Source organism: Endozoicomonas sp. OPT23 (assembly GCF_009653635.1).
Lineage (GTDB): Bacteria > Pseudomonadota > Gammaproteobacteria > Pseudomonadales > Endozoicomonadaceae > Endozoicomonas_A.
This window is the reverse complement of record NZ_PPFD01000003.1, coordinates 304,442-321,030: the sequence shown is the minus strand read 5'-3', so window position 1 is coordinate 321,030 and position 16,589 is coordinate 304,442. Positions and strand designations below refer to the sequence as shown.

Genomic DNA, 16,589 nt, shown 5'->3' with positions numbered 1-16,589 from the left:
CTGGAAAGAATCAGGAGCTACTCGCTGCTTTCTCTTCAGTGCTTTCATTCACTTCGTGTTGAATAATGGTTTTTACTTCGAAGGAGCCTTTCAAACGACCTTCAATGGACTTCTGAATTCCAGCAGCATCCAGACCACATTGAGCCAGCTGCTGAGAATGACTTGCACCTTCGATGTATTCATCAGGAATACCCAGATGCATAGTTGGAGTGTTCAAACCCTGTTCACTGAGGTATTCAGCAACCGCAGAACCGGCACCGCCAGCAATACAGCCTTCTTCTACCGTCACCAGTAGTTCATGCTCCTGCGCCAGCTTGGCAACCAGTTTCGTGTCCAGTGGCTTAACGAAGCGCATATTGGCAACAGTGACGTCCAGTTGTTCACCTGCATCCAGAGCACTCTGTAGCACAGTACCAAAGGCTAGAATGGCTACTCGCTTACCGCTACGACGAACTTCACCTTTGCCGATTTCCATGGCTGTCAGCTCTTTGCTGATCTCTGCGCCAGGACCCGTACCACGAGGGTAGCGAACCGATGCCGGGCCATTGTACTGATAACCAGTGGTCAGCATACGACGTGTTTCGTCTTCGTCAGCCGGAGCCATAACCAGCATTTCCGGAATGCAGCGCAGGTAGGCAATATCGTAGCAACCACCATGAGTTGGCCCGTCTTCACCTACCATGCCGGCACGGTCAATGGCGAAGAGCACGTCCAGCTTCTGCACAGCAACGTCGTGTACCAGCTGGTCATAGGCGCGCTGCAGGAAGGTGGAGTAGATAGCCACAACAGGTTTAGTGCCTTCACAGGCCATACCGGCTGCCAGAGTCACAGCGTGTTGCTCGGCAATGGCGACATCAAAGTAGCGGTCAGGGAAGTGTTCGGAGAAGCGAATCATATCCGAACCTTCTCGCATGGCGGGTGTGATACCGACCAGCTTCTGATCTTTCGCTGCCATATCGTAGAGCCATTCACCAAAGATGTTGCAGTACTTAGGCTTCTTGGGCAGCTTCGGCTTCTCGTTACCTTCTTTAGTCTTGGGTTCCAGCTTGGTAATAGCGTGATAACCAATCGGATCCTGCTCGGCGGGAGCAAAGCCCTTACCCTTGCGGGTAACAATATGCAGGAATTGAGGGCCTTCAAGGTCTTTCAGGTTCTCAATAGTGTGCAGTAGCATCGGCAGGTCGTGACCGTCGATAGGACCAAAATAGTTAAAGCCCATCTCTTCAAACAGAGTGCCCGGAATCACCATTCCTTTCATATGTTCTTCAGTTCTGCGTGCCAGTTCCCATGCATGGGGAATAACATTCAGAACTTTTTTGCTGCCTTCACGGATATGGTGATAGGTCTTGCTGGACAAAACCTTGGTCAGATAATTTGAAAGACCGCCCACGCTGTTAGAGATCGACATATCATTGTCGTTCAATATCACCAGCATATTGGCTTTCAGGTCAGCGGCATGGTTCATGGCTTCATAGGCCATACCTGCGGTCAGGGAACCATCACCAATAACAGCAACCGTACGACGTTTTTCGCCTTTCAACTTAGCGGCAGCCGCCATACCCAAAGCAGCACTGATAGACGTACTGGAATGACCTACACCAAAGGTGTCGTATTCGCTTTCAGCTCGTTTAGGGAAAGCAGCAAGACCGTCTTTCTGGCGCAGAGTGTTCATCTGCTCCTTACGGCCGGTCAGTATTTTATGAGGGTATGCCTGATGGCCAACGTCCCAGACTATTCGGTCTCTGGGCGTTTCAAACAGGTAATGCAGGGCAATGGTCAGTTCGACCACGCCAAGTCCGGCACCAAAGTGGCCACCCACCTGGCCAACGGAATAAAGAAGATACTCTCTGAGTTCATTGGCCAGCTCTGGCAGCTGGCTGGCGTCAAGCTGGCGCAGTTGTTCAGGAATATCGGCCCGGTCCAGCAGTGGAGTGGCAGGGCGAGTTTTAGGTATTTCGTGAAACATGTCTGTTAGCGATCCAGGCCTCTCAGCCACGAAAGCCGGAGCGGTCCGGCTTTCCTGTATTCAAGGTACTTCGTTTCAAAGTGCTGGGTTCAGCAATTTACTCGCATTGTCTCTGACCCGAAGAATGATGCTGTATAAAAAAGAACGTCAGGTCAGAGGGTTATAGCTCATCAGCAGAGATTGTACCTGAACGGTGAACAATTAACATTTTTGAAAGAAAATGGACATCCAGCTATGTAAGCGCACTTAACCGAATATTAAGTAGCTGTTTGTCTTACTGTGGTCGGCAAACAGCTATATAAGGAATGTGGGTATCAATGAGACCGATGAACGATGTATTCAGCCAGTTGGCGCAGAGGTGCGGCCTGCTCATCAAATGAAGACAAGGCAGTGAGAGCTTCCTGGCAGAGTTCTTCTGCAAAGTGCTGAGCGGCTTCAAGCCCCATCAGAGAAACGTAGGTTGGCTTGTCGAGAGCATCATCGGCACCCTGCTGCTTGCCCAGTGTCTCGGTGTCTGCCGTGACATCGAGAATATCGTCCTGAACCTGAAACGCCAAACCTATGGCATTGGCATAGGTGGTCAGGGTATCCAGCTCCTCATCAGTGACCTTGTCTGTGGACAGAGCGCCCATGATGACACTGGCTCGAATAAGCGCACCGGTTTTATGGTTGTGCATCAGCTGAAGTTGTTGCTGATTAAGAGCCTGGCCAACGGAGTTGAGATCCATGGATTGCCCACCGCACATACCGGCATGGCCGGATGCAGAAGTCAGCTCTCGAAAAAGTGCCAGGCGGGCAGTATCCGAAAGCAATGCCTCTGGAAAGTGGTACGGAGTGCTCAGGGCTTCAAAGGCTAATGTCTGAAGCGCGTCGCCCGCCAGAATGGCGGTAGCCTCATCAAACGCCTTATGGCAGGTTGGCTTACCGCGGCGCAGGTCATCATCGTCCATAGCTGGAAGGTCGTCATGGACCAGAGAATAAGCGTGGATAAGCTCTACCGCACAGGCTGCCGGGTCAGCATGATGAGCTTGACCACCAAGCGCTTTGTTTGCAGCATAAACCAGCAGTGGGCGAACCCGCTTGCCACCATTAAACACCGAGTAAGTCATTGCTTCAGCCAGCTTCGGGCTGACAATGCTGGATTCCGGTAATACCAGCTTAAGCTGCTCGTCCACCCGCGTACGGCAGGTGTTCATGTATTCCTGCAGGATCATGGCTTATACATCTTCCGCCTGGTCAAAAGGCTGGCTCTCCAGCTGACCGTTGTTTTCCATCAGCAGTTGTACTTTCTGCTCGGCATCGGTCAGCGCTTTCTGGCATTCACGGGTCAGTTTTACGCCCTGCTCGAAGGCTTTCAGGGACTCTTCCAGAGACAGATCGCCGGATTCCATTTTCTTGACCAGCTCGTCCAGCTCTGAAAGTGACTGTTCAAAGGCAAAGCCCTGCTTCTTGGTTGGCATGCTTTTCTTAACCCGTGTTCTGTAGTTCGAGACATGTGTGCAGACACACGTAATCGAATAATAAATCAAGCTTTCCCGCCTGTTGCGGGCAAAAGTCTTATGAATCTGTACGTCCAGCTCTCAACTTCAAACCCCCGATTATTATTCTCTGCAGCCGATGGCCGATAAATCAGGAGTGATCAGGTGATGAGAGTCTGCAAGATATGGATACTTTAAATCGCTCCACAGCATACCACAAATCAAGGTTGGGCAGGATACTGGTACAGCAGGGCTATATCTCCCAGGAACAGCTGGACGAAGCGCTGGAAGAGCAAGGCGCTGCTTCTGCCAGCGATGCCAAACTGGGTGAAGTCTTGCTGGCTCAAAAGCAGCTTTCAGCATGGCAGCTACGCAGAGCCATGAATGTTCAAAAGCGTGCAAGGTTCGCAGCGTCCATTATCTGCACAGTACTGGGTACCATTCTTGACAGCATCAGTTCGGGCAGTAAGGTGCTTAAGGTGAGAGATGCTCAGTCAGTGGCCAGATTGATGAGTCAGCTTATTCAGGTGTTACCGGAAGGTTATAGCCTGCTGTCGCTCAGTTACGATCTGGATCACTCAAGGGCTGATATAGAACTGGATAACAGTGTCACTCTGGCTATTCCCAGCTCAGCAGGCGAGTTATCGATAGCCAATGTCCGGCTGAATGGCAGAGTGCCCAAGGATTATGACCTGTTGACCATTGATCACTTTGATTTGAAAGAAGTGACGGTTACGCTGGATACAACGGTAGAAATGAAAAAGGGGGCAACCACTCCTTCGAGTGACGCCCCCAATCAATAGAGTCAGTTTCAGCTGATTCTATTCAGTTAACAGCTAGCCACTTAGTCAGTAGCGAGAGTAGCTTCCGCTTTTTTAGCAGAAGACTTGGCTGCCTTCTCACAAGCATTTTCCAGCCACACATCCTTATCCATGGTTTTATCCAGGAATGGGAATTTCTTACGGTTGAATACCGGTTCCATGCCTGCAGATACCTGTTCATCGTAGTCTTTCAGTACCTGAATCACGATACCGGACAGCAGCATGATAGCCACCAGGTTGATCAGAGCCATGACGCCCATGGACAGGTCAGCAAAGTTCCACACTGACTGCAGTTCACTGGAAGCACCGATGAACACCATTGCGATAACAACGACACGATAAACCATGATCAGCAGCTTGCTGTCCTTGATAAAGCGCAGGTTGGATTCGCCGTAGTAGTAGTTAGCGATGATGGAAGTAAAAGCAAACAGCAGAATGGCAAAGGCCACCAGTTGCGAACCCCATTCGCCTACCTGACTGGACAGCGCCTGCTGAGTCAGAGCAATACCGGTCAGACCGCTGCCTGGTTCCAGCATGCCGGAAACCAGAATAATGGCTGCAGTGGCAGTACACACAACGATAGTGTCCAGAAATACGCCGAGCATCCCCAGCAGACCCTGATTAACCGGGTGTGTAGAATGAGCCGCAGCGGCAGCATTGGGTGCGCTGCCCATGCCAGCTTCGTTGGAGAAAAGGCCACGTTTGATGCCGTTCATCATGGCTTGAGACACCATGTAACCCACACCACCGCCCGCAGCTGTTTCAAGACCAAAAGCACTCTTGAAAATCAGGCTGAATACGGCAGGCAGTTCGGAAGCGTTCATCAGAACCACAACAATCGCTACAGCCAAATAACCCAGTGCCATAACAGGCACGATCATTTCTGCAACACGGGAAATAGAGCGAATACCGCCAAAGATAATCACGCCACTGATCAAGGCCAGAGCGGCACCGATGTATTCAGGCGCTATGTCATAGGCGCTGAAAGCGGCTGCAATGGAGTTGGACTGAACACTGTTGAACGCCAGACCAAAAGCAATGATCAGGGAAACAGAGAAAGTGATACCGAGCCAGCGTTGACCCAAAGCTTTTTCAATGTAGTAAGCCGGACCACCACGGAAGGTGCCATCGCCGTTATTGGTTTTATAAATCTGCGCGAGAACGTTTTCTGCAAGGCTGGTCGCCATACCCAGTACTGCAATCATCCACATCCAGAATACTGCGCCCGGGCCACCGAGATAGATAGCAACGGCAACACCGGCCATGTTACCGGTGCCGATGCGTGCGGCAAGGCTGGTGCAAAATGCCTGGAAAGGAGAGATATGTGTTTTGCAGGTTCGACTGCGGCTGCCCATCATGGTTTTTACGGCCATGCCAAAGCGGCGGAACTGAACAAAACGAGTGCGTACGGTGAAGAAAATGCCCACTCCGAGCAGGAGATAAATCAGGACGCTTCCCCAGAGAAGACCATTGGCTGCAGAGATGAATTCGATCATGAAGATTCCTGAATTATTAATATGGGGCAAGTTTCGGGGGAAATGCGATTTCATCATATTGGTGAATAAACGAGGTTGCGCAGGTGTAGATACTTATTTGCTGAAATTGGGGTTTTATGCAGAGAAACAGGAAGTAATGCTAGGTGGGGAAAGGGTGGAAGGTGTTCTTATTGATCATTTTTTGAGTTGCCCGGGTTGCGATATTTACGGATATCATGGGTAAAACTATCTAGTGCCTGCTATTGGAGCGTTTACAAATAGAAAACAAACATACGGTCTTATGTGACAGCTATGAAAAGTACCTATGACTGTCTTAATTCAGGAAGATCCTGAACCGGCGAGCAGTTATCATCATCTTTATTATTGTCGTCTGCTTCAGAGGTTTGAATCCAGACATCAGAGTCCATGGTTTTGTTCAGAAAAGGGAAGTTCTTACGACAGAAAGTAGGCGTCTGTCCGTTGGCTCGTTGCTGGTCGTAATCTTTCAAAACGTCGAAGACGGGTCCGGACAATAGCACGATCACTACAAGGTTGATCAGAGCCATGGCACCCATGGCAAAATCAGCGACCAGCCAGACACTTTCCATACTGCTGGTGGCTCCCAGATACACCATAAGAACCACTGCGCAACGGTAGGCAAGTAACAGTGATTTGCTCTGCTTCATAAACAACAGGTTGGATTCGCCATAGTAATAGTTGGCGACAATGGAGGTCAGTCCAAAGAAGAAAACAGCCGCCATGATAAACCACTCTCCCCATACACCGGTTACACCCGCCAGTGCTGCCTGAGTGAGCTGAATACCATTAAGATCAGCACCGCTTTCAAGCTGTCCTGACAGCAGGATAATGGCTGCGGTTGCAGTACAGATAACGATCGTGTCGATAAAGACACTGATCATGGAAACGATGCCCTGAGCCGCAGGGTGAGGAGGCCAGGGAGTAGCCGTTGCAGCGGCATTAGGACCACTGCCCATCCCTGCTTCGTTGGAAAACAGGCCTCGCTTGATACCCTGAATCATTGCCTGGGCAATGGTGTAACCAAGACCACCGCCGACGGCCTGCTCAAGTCCGAAAGCATGATTGAAAATCAGAGCGATGACCGCTGGCAGTTCCTCAAAACGTGCAGCAACGACGATCAAAGCAATTGCCAGATAGGCCAGTGCCATAACGGGCACTACTTTTTCAGCAAAGTGGGTGATGGTGTGAATGCCTCTGAAGACAATCAATGATGTAATGATGGCCAGTACAATACCCAGTTCCTGCTGGCTAACTTGAAGGCTGCCCGAAAGAGAGGCTGCAACCGAGTTTGCATGAACCGAGTTAAAAGCAAAGCCGAAGGCAATTAATAGAAGACTGGAGAAAATCAGGCCCAGCCAGCGAAAGCCCAGCGCTTTCTCAATGTAATAAGCCGGCCCGCCCCTGAATGACCCATCGTTGTTATTGGTTTTATAGAGTTGTGCCAGCGTGTTTTCGATAAAGCTTGATGCCATACCCAGCACAGCAACCACCCACATCCAGAAAACAGCACCGGGGCCGCCTATATAAATAGCAATGGCGACACCGGCCAGGTTACCTGTTCCGACATGGGCAGCGAGACTTGTGCAGAGAGCCTGAAAGGATGAAATACTGTTGTCGTTTTTTGCACGACGGGTAAACATGATTTTCCAGGCGTGAAAAAAGTAACGAAACTGAACCAGGCGACTTCTTAATGAGAAGTAAATGCCAGCGCCCAGCAAAAGATAAATCAGAATGTACTCCCACAAAATTTGGCTCATCAAGTCAATCAGATTGCTCATAGGGAGTTCCAGAATGGAGATAGTGAAAGCTTAGCAGAGCCGCTCTTAAAGATAGCTTTCTTATTAACTTTTCTAACTTACCTGAATGAGCTGAGTCGAAATAGTAATGATTAAATTTGAACGAATGGGCTGAAAAAGAGCGATACAAGTTAGGTAATAATTTTTTCTTATAAATACCTTTGAACTTTGTGACTATGCTGAAGTCTTAAATCTGAATAAATAGCAAGGAAGAAGCATAAATATTAGATTCGATCCTGCCGCCAGTGAGTGATTCTCAGCGACGAGAAGTGATGACTGAAGTGCAGAAATGAATCGAGACAAAAATCTGGTTACAGGAACGTGGCAGAACAGCAGCTGATGAACAGCTGTCAGGAAAGGAAAGGCAGGATTTCTCTGAAGAGCGGGTTTACAGGTCATCATCTAACCCCATGCTCTATGACAACAGGTTGTAGTTATGAATAGCTTTTTACTGGCACTTGCCATGCTCATTGTGGGGTATCTGGTTTACGGTACGATCGTTGAACGTTGTTTCGGGATCGATCAGCAACGCCAAACGCCTGCCCATGAACTGACTGATGGTATCGATTTCGTTCCTCTGCCCTGGTACAAGATTTTCCTTATTCAGTTTTTAAACATTGCCGGGCTGGGCCCAATTTTTGGTGCGATTCTCGGGGCACTGTATGGCCCTATGGCGTTTGTCTGGATAGTACTAGGGTGCATATTTGCCGGAGCAGTTCACGATTTCTTCTCGGGCATGATGTCTGTCAGGCACTCAGGTCAGAGTATTCCTGAAATAGTGGGTTACTACCTTGGGCCTAAAGTCTGTCAATTTATGCGATTGTTGTCAGTGGTTCTGCTATTGCTGGTCGGCACTGTCTTTATGATCGGGCCAGCTTCTTTACTGAGTAACCTGGGCTTTACCGGTCTTCTGGCAACCAAGAGCTTCTGGCTGGCAGTGATTCTGGCCTACTACTTTATAGCCACTATTCTTCCCATCGATAAACTGATTGCCCGTATTTACCCTTTGTTTGCTCTGGCGCTGCTGTTTATGGCCTTTGGTATTGGCAGTATGCTGGTTTTTAAAGGCTTACCGATTCCCGAAATTGGCACTGTTGTTGACCACCCCAAAGGTCTGCCGACCTGGCCAATGCTTTGCATAACTATTGCCTGCGGAGCCATCAGTGGCTTTCATGCAACACAGTCTCCTTTAATGGCGCGCTGCATTCCCTGTGAAGGTTATGGCAAAAGAGTCTTTTATGGAGCGATGGTGGCTGAAGGTGTAGTGACCCTGATCTGGGCTGCAGCCGCAATGGCTTTCTTCCCGGAAGGTATCAAAGGCCTCTCTGCCGTTATTGATCAGGGTGGTCCATCACTGGTGGTGAATGAGATTGCCACAGGTTTGATGGGAACCGTGGGTGGCATGCTGGCAATTCTTGGTGTGATTGCCTGCCCAATCACATCAGGCGATACCGCTTTCAGAAGTCTGCGTCTTATTTTCGCGGATATGTTTGAAATCAGTCAAAACAGTATGGCTCGGCGATTGATGCTGGCAGTGCCTGTGTTTGCAGCCGGATACCTGTTAACACTGGTCGATTTTTCGGTCATCTGGCGCTACTTTGCTTTTTCCAATCAGGCACTGGCCACCATTGTTTTGTGGACTGCGGCTGTCTACATGGTTCGTCAAAACAGAAACTATTGGGTGGCACTCTTGCCAGCAGGTTTTATGACAGCGGTTTGTTCTACTTACATCATGATGGCACCAGAAGGTCTTCGTCTGTCGTCTGACCTTGGTTGGCCTGTTGGTATTGTTCTTGGTTTGTCTTCTATCGTTGCCTTTGCCCTCTGGGCGTCTTCTGCAGAACCTGAAAGCGACAATGAAATGGTGTAAAAGATATATGAACTCATATGTCATTGCCTCACCACAGGCGGTGAAATGACAATCTAATATTTGATTACGTGTGGCTACACAGTTAAATGTTAAGGTGAAAGAACCTTGCTGTTTTATGTAGGGTTCTTTCTGTTCAGAGATTTCTCAAACAGCCTCTCGGTAGAACGAGTTGAATAATTTGCTGCAGATCACTTTCAAAGATGGTTGTTCAGAGCCCTGCTGGTATTGTTTTCCTGACCTCTCTATTATCCCTGTTGATAGATATGTAAACAGCCAGATATTCGCATTCGCAGATTGTTCTGCCATCCTCATGGCTCAGGCATCTGACTGGATAATCAATAGCGTATATCTGTACGTAAAACGATTGGACGCGGAATAATAATTTATTGAATATGACCATTTTTGCATTCTTGCTGGGTGTACTTTTAACCTGGCTGATCATGTCAGGCATTCTTTCCCAGTTAATCACTCTGCTGTTGAGAATCTGGTGGCCATCCTCCCGTAAGGAAAGAGGCATTCAGGCGGACCAGTGGCTATTAAACAGTGGCGTATCCACATCGTCCGGTTGGCGAATGCTGGGTTACTGGCGTGATACCAGTGATTACGGGCAGGCCTGCTCGGAACTGGCTGGCCTGTTAGCTGATAAAGCCTGTCTTTCCAGTCAGGATGATGTGATTGATGTTGGCTTTACCAGTTACGATCAGCTGCTGGTATGGATGGATTACTATCAGGTTCGTTCTCTAACGGCATTGGCCGAGACAGAACAGCTTTATGCATCTGCACAGAATCAGTGCAGTCACTTCGAACAGTTAAAGCTTGAGCGTGGTAATGAAGCAGAATTGGCAAAACTGGATGCAGACTCCTGCGATAAACTGCTGGCTCTGGACTCCGTTTACCACTTTGAAGATAAGCTTCAGTTTCTGGCTAACGCCCGAAAGGTGATTCGTCCTGATGGCAGTTTGACGCTCACTGATATGGTATTGGCAAGACCTTACCGTGATCGCAGAGAACAGAAACTGGTTAACCTGATGGCAAGAATCAGTGGTGTTGCTATCGAAGGTTTACACCCCCAGCAGAAATATCAGGAGCTGATTAAGGAAGCCGGTTTTACTGAAGTTGAAACCGTAGACATCACCCAGGATGTGCTGTCAGGGTTCTGCTTCTGGTTTAATCAACACCATTCAGAGTTATCCCCATTGACCCGTTCAAGGGTGTGGATACGTCTTCGTTTACTGGTCTGGTTTATCCGCTGGATGCAGCATCAGGGGCTGCTTGAGTACCATCTTATCTCGGCGAAATAAGGCTAAAAGCCTGATTCAAGGTTATCCACAAAACCTGTGGATAACCTTGTGAGCAAATTTGGGATAGTTTTCAGTTAACCCTAGTAGCCGTGTTTACGAATTAGCTGGTTAAAAAATGATCAGTTTATTTTTACACTTTCTGTGTCGTTTATTCTGGTTCGCTCGGTCCCTCCTTGGTGCGTGTTTAATTGCTTTTGCACCAAACCTTTCTCCTTTTGTACTGCTGCTTTTCTGGTTGACGGTTTCCTGAGTCCAGTAAATACGCTTTTGCATAAGCTGGCACACTAACTGCTTTAACTCCCTTGACTGAAAAATAATAAATCAATGGACGAGTCAGGAGAGACTGATGAAGTGGTTGAAATCACTGGCGGTGAAAACACTGGTTGGTATCAGTAGTTTATCTGCCGCGGTAAGCCATGCAGAGTTGGGTTATCCGGAGAAGGAAGAACTGAGAATAGGCTTTATCAAGCTCACCGATATGGCACCTATTGCTATTGCCTATGAAAAAGGTTTTTTTGAAGACGAAGGTTTATACGTCACCATTGAAGCTCAGGCGAACTGGAAAGTGCTACTGGATGGCGTAATCGATGGCCGTCTGGATGGCGCACATATGCTGGCAGGGCAGCCTATTGCGGCTTCTATGGGATACGGAACCAAGGCTGACATCATCACTCCTTTTTCCATGGATTTAAACGGCAATGGTATTACGGTTTCCAACGAGATCTGGAAACAGATGAAGCCGAATATTCCCAAACAGGCGGATGGTAAGCTGCAGCATCCTATCAAGGCTGACGCGCTGAAATCTGTTGTGACCAAATACCGTGAAGAAGGTAAGCCTTTCAACATGGGAATGGTCTTTCCTGTCTCTACTCATAACTACGAGCTGAGATACTGGCTGGCAGCCGGTGGTATTCATCCTGGTTTTTATGCGCCCCATAAAGGCGACACCTCTGGTCATATCGATGCTGATGCTCTGTTGTCTGTTACGCCACCACCACAGATGCCTTCGACCATGGAAGCGGGAACCATCTATGGTTATTGCGTAGGTGAACCCTGGAACCAGCAGGCTGTCTTCAAAAATATTGGTGTGCCGGTAGTAACGGATTATGAAATCTGGAAAAACAACCCGGAGAAGGTGTTTGGTATCACCAAACAGTTTGCCCGGAAGTATCCCAATACCACAGTACGTTTAACCAGAGCTTTGATTAGAGCGGCTCGTTGGCTTGACGCCAATAACAATAATAACCGCCCGGAAGCGGTCAAGATTCTTTCCCAGTCCAATTATGTGGGTGCTGACTATGATGTGATCGCAAACAGCATGACAGGCACCTTCGAGTATGAAAAAGGCGACAAACGTTCGGTACCGGACTTCAATGTCTTCTTCCGCTACAACGCTACCTACCCTTATTACTCCGATGCCATCTGGTATCTGACTCAGATGAGACGGTGGGGGCAGATCAGTGAAGACAAACCGGACAGCTGGTATCTGGAAACCGCAAAGAAGGTTTACCGTCCGGATATCTATCGGTTGGCTGCAGAGTCACTGATCAGTGAAAAGCTGATCAAGGCTGAAGAGTTTCCTGACTTCACCACCGAAGATGGTTTCAGAGCACCACAGACTCACTTTATTGACGGGCTGGTTTACAACGGTAAATCCCCCAATGCCTATATCAACAAGTTTTCTATTGGTTTGAAACAGGGTGACAGGATCTAGGTACCCGAACATACGAATTAGTAAGTTGTTTGCTCGCCACAGGCGGGCAAACAACCATTCAGTATTCGATTACGCGTGTCTAGATACTTTAATCCTGCCGCCCAACGAGTAAGGACAAGATTTATGTCTGCAACAACTTCTCTGAGCAATGATTATTCAGAGTCGAACGTCGCCATGCTCAAAGCAGTGTTTAATGGCGGGCTGAAACTGCTTCTGGCTCCGCTGGCTGGCATCGGATTGTTTCTTCTGCTCTGGTCTTCGGCAGCAACCAGTATTAATACGTCCCTGGGTCAGTTTCCGGGCCCGGCAGCTGTCTGGGAGCAAATTCATTCTCTTTATCAGGAACACAGGGAAGAAAGAGTTAAGGAAGGTGCTTTCTATGAGCGACAGGAAAAACGTAATGCAGCTCGACAGGCAAAAGACCCTGACTATGTCGTCAGAATAAGAGCTTATACGGGTAAGGAAACCTATCTCGACCAGATCATCACCAGTCTGGTGACGGTAATGAGTGGTTTTATTCTGGCGGTAGTTATTGCCGTGCCTCTGGGTATCACCATTGGATTGAGCAAAACGCTTAACAGTGCGATAAATCCGGTTATCCAGATATTCAAGCCTGTTTCTCCACTGGCGTGGTTGCCATTGGTTACCATGGTGGTCAGTTCAGTCTATGTCAGCAATGATCAGCTGGTGGCCAAGTCTTTGCTGAACTCTATGATTACAGTGACTCTGTGCTGCCTCTGGCCCATGGTTATCAATACGTCGCTGGGTGTTAGAAGTGTGGAGAAAGATCTGATTAATGTCAGTCAGGTTCTTAACTTATCTGCTTTTACGCATATAAAGAAAATCGTATTGCCTTCCGCTATTCCAATGATCTTTACCGGCATGAGATTGTCATTTGGTGTTGCCTGGATGGTGCTAATTGCAGCGGAAATGCTGGCGCAGAATCCCGGGTTGGGCAAGTTTGTCTGGGATGAATTTCAGAATGGCAGCTCCAACTCTCTGGCAAGAATTATGGTGGCAGTGCTAACCATTGGTCTGATTGGTTTTCTGCTGGATCGCTCGATGCTGAAACTCCAGCAGTGGGTTTCATGGAATAAAACAGCGAACAGTTAATTAAGGGAAGAAACAATCATGAATGCTCAACTGGAAATCAGCCATATAGATATGGTCTTTGATACGCCGAAGGGGCCTTTTACGGCTCTGAAGGGGGTAGACCTGAAAATAGCCAAAGGAGAGTTTATCTCACTGATTGGTCACTCAGGCTGCGGAAAATCAACGGTTCTCAATGTTGTCGCTGGTTTGTATCAAGCCAGTAAGGGAGGGGTGGTGCTGAATGGTCGGGAAGTAACGGCTCCCGGGCCGGAAAGAGCTGTCGTCTTTCAGAACCATTCTCTGTTGCCCTGGTTAACGGCTTACCAGAATGTTGAGCTGGCCGTCGATCAAGTATTTGGCAGACGGAAAAGCAAGCAGGAAAAGAAGCAGTGGATCGAACATAACCTTGAGCTGGTGCATATGGATCATGCACTGCATAAGCGACCTGATGAGATTTCCGGAGGTATGAAACAGCGGGTTGGTATTGCCAGAGCTTTGGCTATGCAACCAGAGATTCTGCTGATGGATGAACCCTTTGGTGCGCTGGATGCTCTGACCAGAGCACACATGCAGGACACACTGATGGAGATTCAGCAGGAGCTGAACAACACGGTCATCATGATTACCCATGATGTCGATGAAGCTGTTCTGTTATCTGATCGTATCGTCATGATGACTAACGGGCCAGAGGCTACTATCGGTGAAATCCTTGATATTGATCTGGAAAGACCAAGAGACAGAGTGCAGATGGCGAACGATGCTGAATATGTGCGACTGAGAACAGAGGTTCTTAAATTTCTCTATGAAAAGCAGAGAAAAGTAGAACCTCTGGTCGCTAAAAAGAAAAAACAGCAGGAAGGGAAAAAAGCTAAGGTAGCCTGATGAAATCCTCCCGGAAGAATATTCATTCTAACGGAAACGACCTGCCCTCAGGTTGTTCGCTAAAAGCAACAGACCAGTGGCCATGACGTAACAGCCACTGGCCATCAATTTGCTCACCATAAAGAGTGCCTCTCAGTGGCATTTCATGCCACTGCTTTGAACCTTGCCGTTGATAGCGAGCGAGCCACATTGCAATCAGAACGCCTGAACTTTCTGTGGTCATCAGTTGAGGCTTGTTCATGGATAGCTGCAACTGGTCAACCTCACTGTGATCCCTTGCTAGCTGAGACTTCAGGTCTGAAATAGAAAAGCCTTCTTCATCTGAACCGGTTCCCCAGTAATGGATTTTTTGATCATGAGTGAACAGCCTCAAAGCAGCTTCTGAATTCTGACTGGAATGATGGGCTGCGAAATTTTTTGCCAGATCCACTAATGGATGACTGCTCATATGCAAGAACCTGATATCCCCTAAGTGACAGAAGTTTAGTCACGAGTAGATAAAACAACAAACAGGCGACTAATCCTTACGGACTACTGCAGTCAAGACATTTTGTGTAGCTATATCTTTACTAAAGTGCCAGTAACTCAAGGACCAGCTCTTAAGGATGCTGGAAACAGAACAATAAAAAAAGCAGGCTGAAGACTATGAAGATTCTGGTAGTAGGTGGAACAGGGTTTGCCGGTGGTTATACCGCAAACTTTCTGAAAAAGCAGGGACATGATGTCACTATCATGGGGCGTAGCAAGCCTGCCAATGCCTCGATGCTCGGCGATTTAAAATTCGTAGCAGGTAACTACATCGAAGAATCTTTCGACGATGGTCGTCTGGAAGGTTACGACTGGATGGTTTTTGCGGCAGGTAACGATATTACTAAGATGCCATTCGATGGTTCCGTGACTCCGGAAGAGTTCTTCCAGCGCAGCAACAGTGAAGCCATTCCCCGGTTCTTTAAATATGCTAAGGCTGCAGGTATAAAGCGAGTGGCTTATCTGGGCACTTTCTACCCTCAGGTTGCTCCTCAACAGATTGACGTTAACCCATACGTTAAGTCTCGTTATATTGCCGACGAAGCTATTCGTGAAATGAGCTCGCCAGATTTTAATGTCTGCAGTCTGAATGCACCTTTCATTCTGGGTCAGATTCCAGGGTTCGACGTAGCGCATATCACTGCCATGGCTCACTACGCCAAGGGCAACCTGACCGATTTGCCAGTATTTGCACCAAAGGGTGGCACCAACCATATTACGGTTCATTCTGTTGCTCAGGCTATTCAGGGCGGTCTGGAGCGTGGTGAATCCGGTAAGGCTTATCTGATTGGCGATGCCAACTTGAGCTGGAAAGAATACATGGAAGAGTGGTTCAGTCTTGCAGGTAATGAGCAGGAAATTGAAGTACGTGAAGACGACCACCCATTGCTGCCTAATATCATCATGTATGCCGGTGTGGGGGCAACTGTCAGTTACGAGCCACCTGCAGAAGAAACTGAACTGTTGGGATACGACAGAGGTGTTCTGAAGTCTATGATCTCTGAAGTTATTAAATCTGTTGGCTGAAGCTTTTTAATTAATTCATTATTGTTCAGTCAGGCTTCGCCAGTCTTTGGTGGAGTGATGACTGACAGATTCAATACTCAGGTCATCATGTTTGTAACGGGCTTTGAACAGGGTGATTTGATTTGTCCCCATCACACCTGTCCAGTGAGTCCATGCGATAGTTGCTCCATAGCCTCCTGTATCAATAGCGGCCTCTCCAAACTTGTAGCCTCTGGCTGAAAATACTTTTTTACTATCTATAGTGATTTCCATTGAAGCAGGAAGATCGTTAGCTGTGGAAGGATTTTCCTGATCGCTGTAGTAGACACCATGAAAAACTTTGACAGATAGATTACCTTTGATCAGTTCGTAATCCAGCTTTCCGGTTGGCTTGAATGAGTTAAGCTGGTCTGGATCGCTGGTGTAATACAGCTGGTTGAGGCGACCATTTTTCATGCTCAACCACTTATCCTGAGCGATGGAAGTTACTGAAAAACAGGTGAATGCCAGAACTGCAAAGAGAGTGGATAATGCTGCTGAAGTTTTCATTACCGACCTTTAGGGTTGCTGACGAATAAATAGATTTGGCCAGAGCTCTAACCATTTTTTCGATGATACACGC

Annotated in this window: 14 protein-coding genes; 7 read left to right on the top strand and 7 right to left on the bottom strand. The window is 48.0% G+C overall.

The window, feature by feature from the left end; translation table 11 throughout:
* Positions 1 to 10: 10 nt before the first annotated feature.
* The 3 genes from dxs to EOPP23_RS07260 form a co-directional block, all read right to left on the bottom strand.
* Entirely contained in the window at positions 11 to 1,966 is a 1,956-nt protein-coding gene (gene dxs, locus EOPP23_RS07270) for a 1-deoxy-D-xylulose-5-phosphate synthase (protein WP_153765300.1), read from the bottom strand.
* Positions 1,967 to 2,280: 314 nt separating this feature from the next.
* The gene (ispA, locus tag EOPP23_RS07265) at positions 2,281 to 3,180 is read right to left on the bottom strand and encodes a (2E,6E)-farnesyl diphosphate synthase (RefSeq protein WP_153765299.1); all 900 of its coding nucleotides are present in this window, start codon (positions 3,178 to 3,180) and stop codon (positions 2,281 to 2,283) included.
* Positions 3,181 to 3,183: 3 nt separating this feature from the next.
* A complete protein-coding gene (locus EOPP23_RS07260; protein ID WP_153765298.1) occupies positions 3,184 to 3,426 on the bottom strand; it encodes an exodeoxyribonuclease VII small subunit in 243 nt (80 codons plus the stop codon).
* Between the two features lie 203 nt (positions 3,427 to 3,629).
* On the opposite strand from EOPP23_RS07260, the gene EOPP23_RS07255 reads away from it, so the two are divergent.
* Positions 3,630 to 4,247 (top strand): hypothetical protein, encoded by a 618-nt coding sequence (locus EOPP23_RS07255; protein WP_153765297.1) that lies wholly within the window; start codon positions 3,630 to 3,632, stop codon positions 4,245 to 4,247.
* 41 nt (positions 4,248 to 4,288) lie between these two features.
* Here EOPP23_RS07255 and EOPP23_RS07250 read toward each other — a convergent pair whose 3' ends face one another.
* Both EOPP23_RS07250 and EOPP23_RS07245 read right to left on the bottom strand, forming a co-directional pair.
* Positions 4,289 to 5,761 carry a sodium:alanine symporter family protein gene (locus tag EOPP23_RS07250; RefSeq protein ID WP_153765296.1) on the bottom strand — a complete coding sequence of 491 codons (1,473 nt, stop codon included), beginning with the start codon at positions 5,759 to 5,761 and terminating at the stop codon, positions 4,289 to 4,291.
* Between the two features lie 302 nt (positions 5,762 to 6,063).
* Positions 6,064 to 7,557 carry a sodium:alanine symporter family protein gene (locus EOPP23_RS07245; RefSeq protein WP_153765295.1) on the bottom strand — a complete coding sequence of 498 codons (1,494 nt, stop codon included), beginning with the start codon at positions 7,555 to 7,557 and terminating at the stop codon, positions 6,064 to 6,066.
* A 454-nt stretch (positions 7,558 to 8,011) separates the two neighbouring features.
* On the opposite strand from EOPP23_RS07245, the gene EOPP23_RS07240 reads away from it, so the two are divergent.
* From EOPP23_RS07240 to EOPP23_RS07220, 5 genes are all read left to right on the top strand, one after another.
* On the top strand, positions 8,012 to 9,445 hold the full coding sequence (locus EOPP23_RS07240; RefSeq protein WP_153765294.1) for a carbon starvation protein A: 1,434 nt from the start codon (positions 8,012 to 8,014) through the stop codon (positions 9,443 to 9,445).
* Between the two features lie 392 nt (positions 9,446 to 9,837).
* Entirely contained in the window at positions 9,838 to 10,746 is a 909-nt protein-coding gene (locus EOPP23_RS07235) for a methyltransferase domain-containing protein (protein ID WP_153765293.1), read from the top strand.
* A 346-nt stretch (positions 10,747 to 11,092) separates the two neighbouring features.
* Complete coding sequence (locus EOPP23_RS07230; RefSeq protein WP_153765292.1) at positions 11,093 to 12,460, top strand: CmpA/NrtA family ABC transporter substrate-binding protein; 1,368 nt, start codon at positions 11,093 to 11,095, stop codon at positions 12,458 to 12,460.
* 174 nt (positions 12,461 to 12,634) lie between these two features.
* Positions 12,635 to 13,573, top strand: coding sequence for an ABC transporter permease (locus tag EOPP23_RS07225; RefSeq protein ID WP_228550653.1), 939 nt, complete (start codon positions 12,635 to 12,637; stop codon positions 13,571 to 13,573).
* Between the two features lie 18 nt (positions 13,574 to 13,591).
* Entirely contained in the window at positions 13,592 to 14,434 is an 843-nt protein-coding gene (locus EOPP23_RS07220) for an ABC transporter ATP-binding protein (RefSeq protein WP_153765290.1), read from the top strand.
* A 22-nt stretch (positions 14,435 to 14,456) separates the two neighbouring features.
* Here the strand turns inward: EOPP23_RS07220 and EOPP23_RS07215 are convergent, their stop codons facing one another.
* Positions 14,457 to 14,882: a nuclear transport factor 2 family protein gene (locus EOPP23_RS07215; protein ID WP_153765289.1), complete on the bottom strand. Its 426-nt coding sequence runs from the start codon at positions 14,880 to 14,882 to the stop codon at positions 14,457 to 14,459.
* 197 nt (positions 14,883 to 15,079) lie between these two features.
* Here EOPP23_RS07215 and EOPP23_RS07210 point away from each other — a divergent pair, with 197 nt between their 5' ends.
* The gene (locus tag EOPP23_RS07210; RefSeq protein ID WP_153765288.1) at positions 15,080 to 15,988 is read left to right on the top strand and encodes an NAD(P)-dependent oxidoreductase; all 909 of its coding nucleotides are present in this window, start codon (positions 15,080 to 15,082) and stop codon (positions 15,986 to 15,988) included.
* Between the two features lie 18 nt (positions 15,989 to 16,006).
* On the opposite strand, the gene EOPP23_RS07205 is transcribed toward EOPP23_RS07210, so the two are convergent.
* Positions 16,007 to 16,516 (bottom strand): hypothetical protein, encoded by a 510-nt coding sequence (locus EOPP23_RS07205; RefSeq protein WP_153765287.1) that lies wholly within the window; start codon positions 16,514 to 16,516, stop codon positions 16,007 to 16,009.
* Between the last annotated feature and the right edge of the window lie 73 nt (positions 16,517 to 16,589).

What these genes read in the sequence shown, in the direction of transcription:
- dxs (WP_153765300.1), bottom strand. Translation starts at nt 1,966, where the DNA reads ATGTTTCACGAAATACCTAAAACTCGCCCTGCCACTCCACTGCTGGAC.
- ispA (WP_153765299.1), bottom strand. Translation starts at nt 3,180, where the DNA reads ATGATCCTGCAGGAATACATGAACACCTGCCGTACGCGGGTGGACGAG.
- EOPP23_RS07260 (WP_153765298.1), bottom strand. Translation starts at nt 3,426, where the DNA reads ATGCCAACCAAGAAGCAGGGCTTTGCCTTTGAACAGTCACTTTCAGAG.
- EOPP23_RS07255 (WP_153765297.1), top strand. Translation starts at nt 3,630, where the DNA reads ATGGATACTTTAAATCGCTCCACAGCATACCACAAATCAAGGTTGGGC.
- EOPP23_RS07250 (WP_153765296.1), bottom strand. Translation starts at nt 5,761, where the DNA reads ATGATCGAATTCATCTCTGCAGCCAATGGTCTTCTCTGGGGAAGCGTC.
- EOPP23_RS07245 (WP_153765295.1), bottom strand. Translation starts at nt 7,557, where the DNA reads ATGAGCAATCTGATTGACTTGATGAGCCAAATTTTGTGGGAGTACATT.
- EOPP23_RS07240 (WP_153765294.1), top strand. Translation starts at nt 8,012, where the DNA reads ATGAATAGCTTTTTACTGGCACTTGCCATGCTCATTGTGGGGTATCTG.
- EOPP23_RS07235 (WP_153765293.1), top strand. Translation starts at nt 9,838, where the DNA reads ATGACCATTTTTGCATTCTTGCTGGGTGTACTTTTAACCTGGCTGATC.
- EOPP23_RS07230 (WP_153765292.1), top strand. Translation starts at nt 11,093, where the DNA reads ATGAAGTGGTTGAAATCACTGGCGGTGAAAACACTGGTTGGTATCAGT.
- EOPP23_RS07225 (WP_228550653.1), top strand. Translation starts at nt 12,635, where the DNA reads ATGCTCAAAGCAGTGTTTAATGGCGGGCTGAAACTGCTTCTGGCTCCG.
- EOPP23_RS07220 (WP_153765290.1), top strand. Translation starts at nt 13,592, where the DNA reads ATGAATGCTCAACTGGAAATCAGCCATATAGATATGGTCTTTGATACG.
- EOPP23_RS07215 (WP_153765289.1), bottom strand. Translation starts at nt 14,882, where the DNA reads ATGAGCAGTCATCCATTAGTGGATCTGGCAAAAAATTTCGCAGCCCAT.
- EOPP23_RS07210 (WP_153765288.1), top strand. Translation starts at nt 15,080, where the DNA reads ATGAAGATTCTGGTAGTAGGTGGAACAGGGTTTGCCGGTGGTTATACC.
- EOPP23_RS07205 (WP_153765287.1), bottom strand. Translation starts at nt 16,516, where the DNA reads ATGAAAACTTCAGCAGCATTATCCACTCTCTTTGCAGTTCTGGCATTC.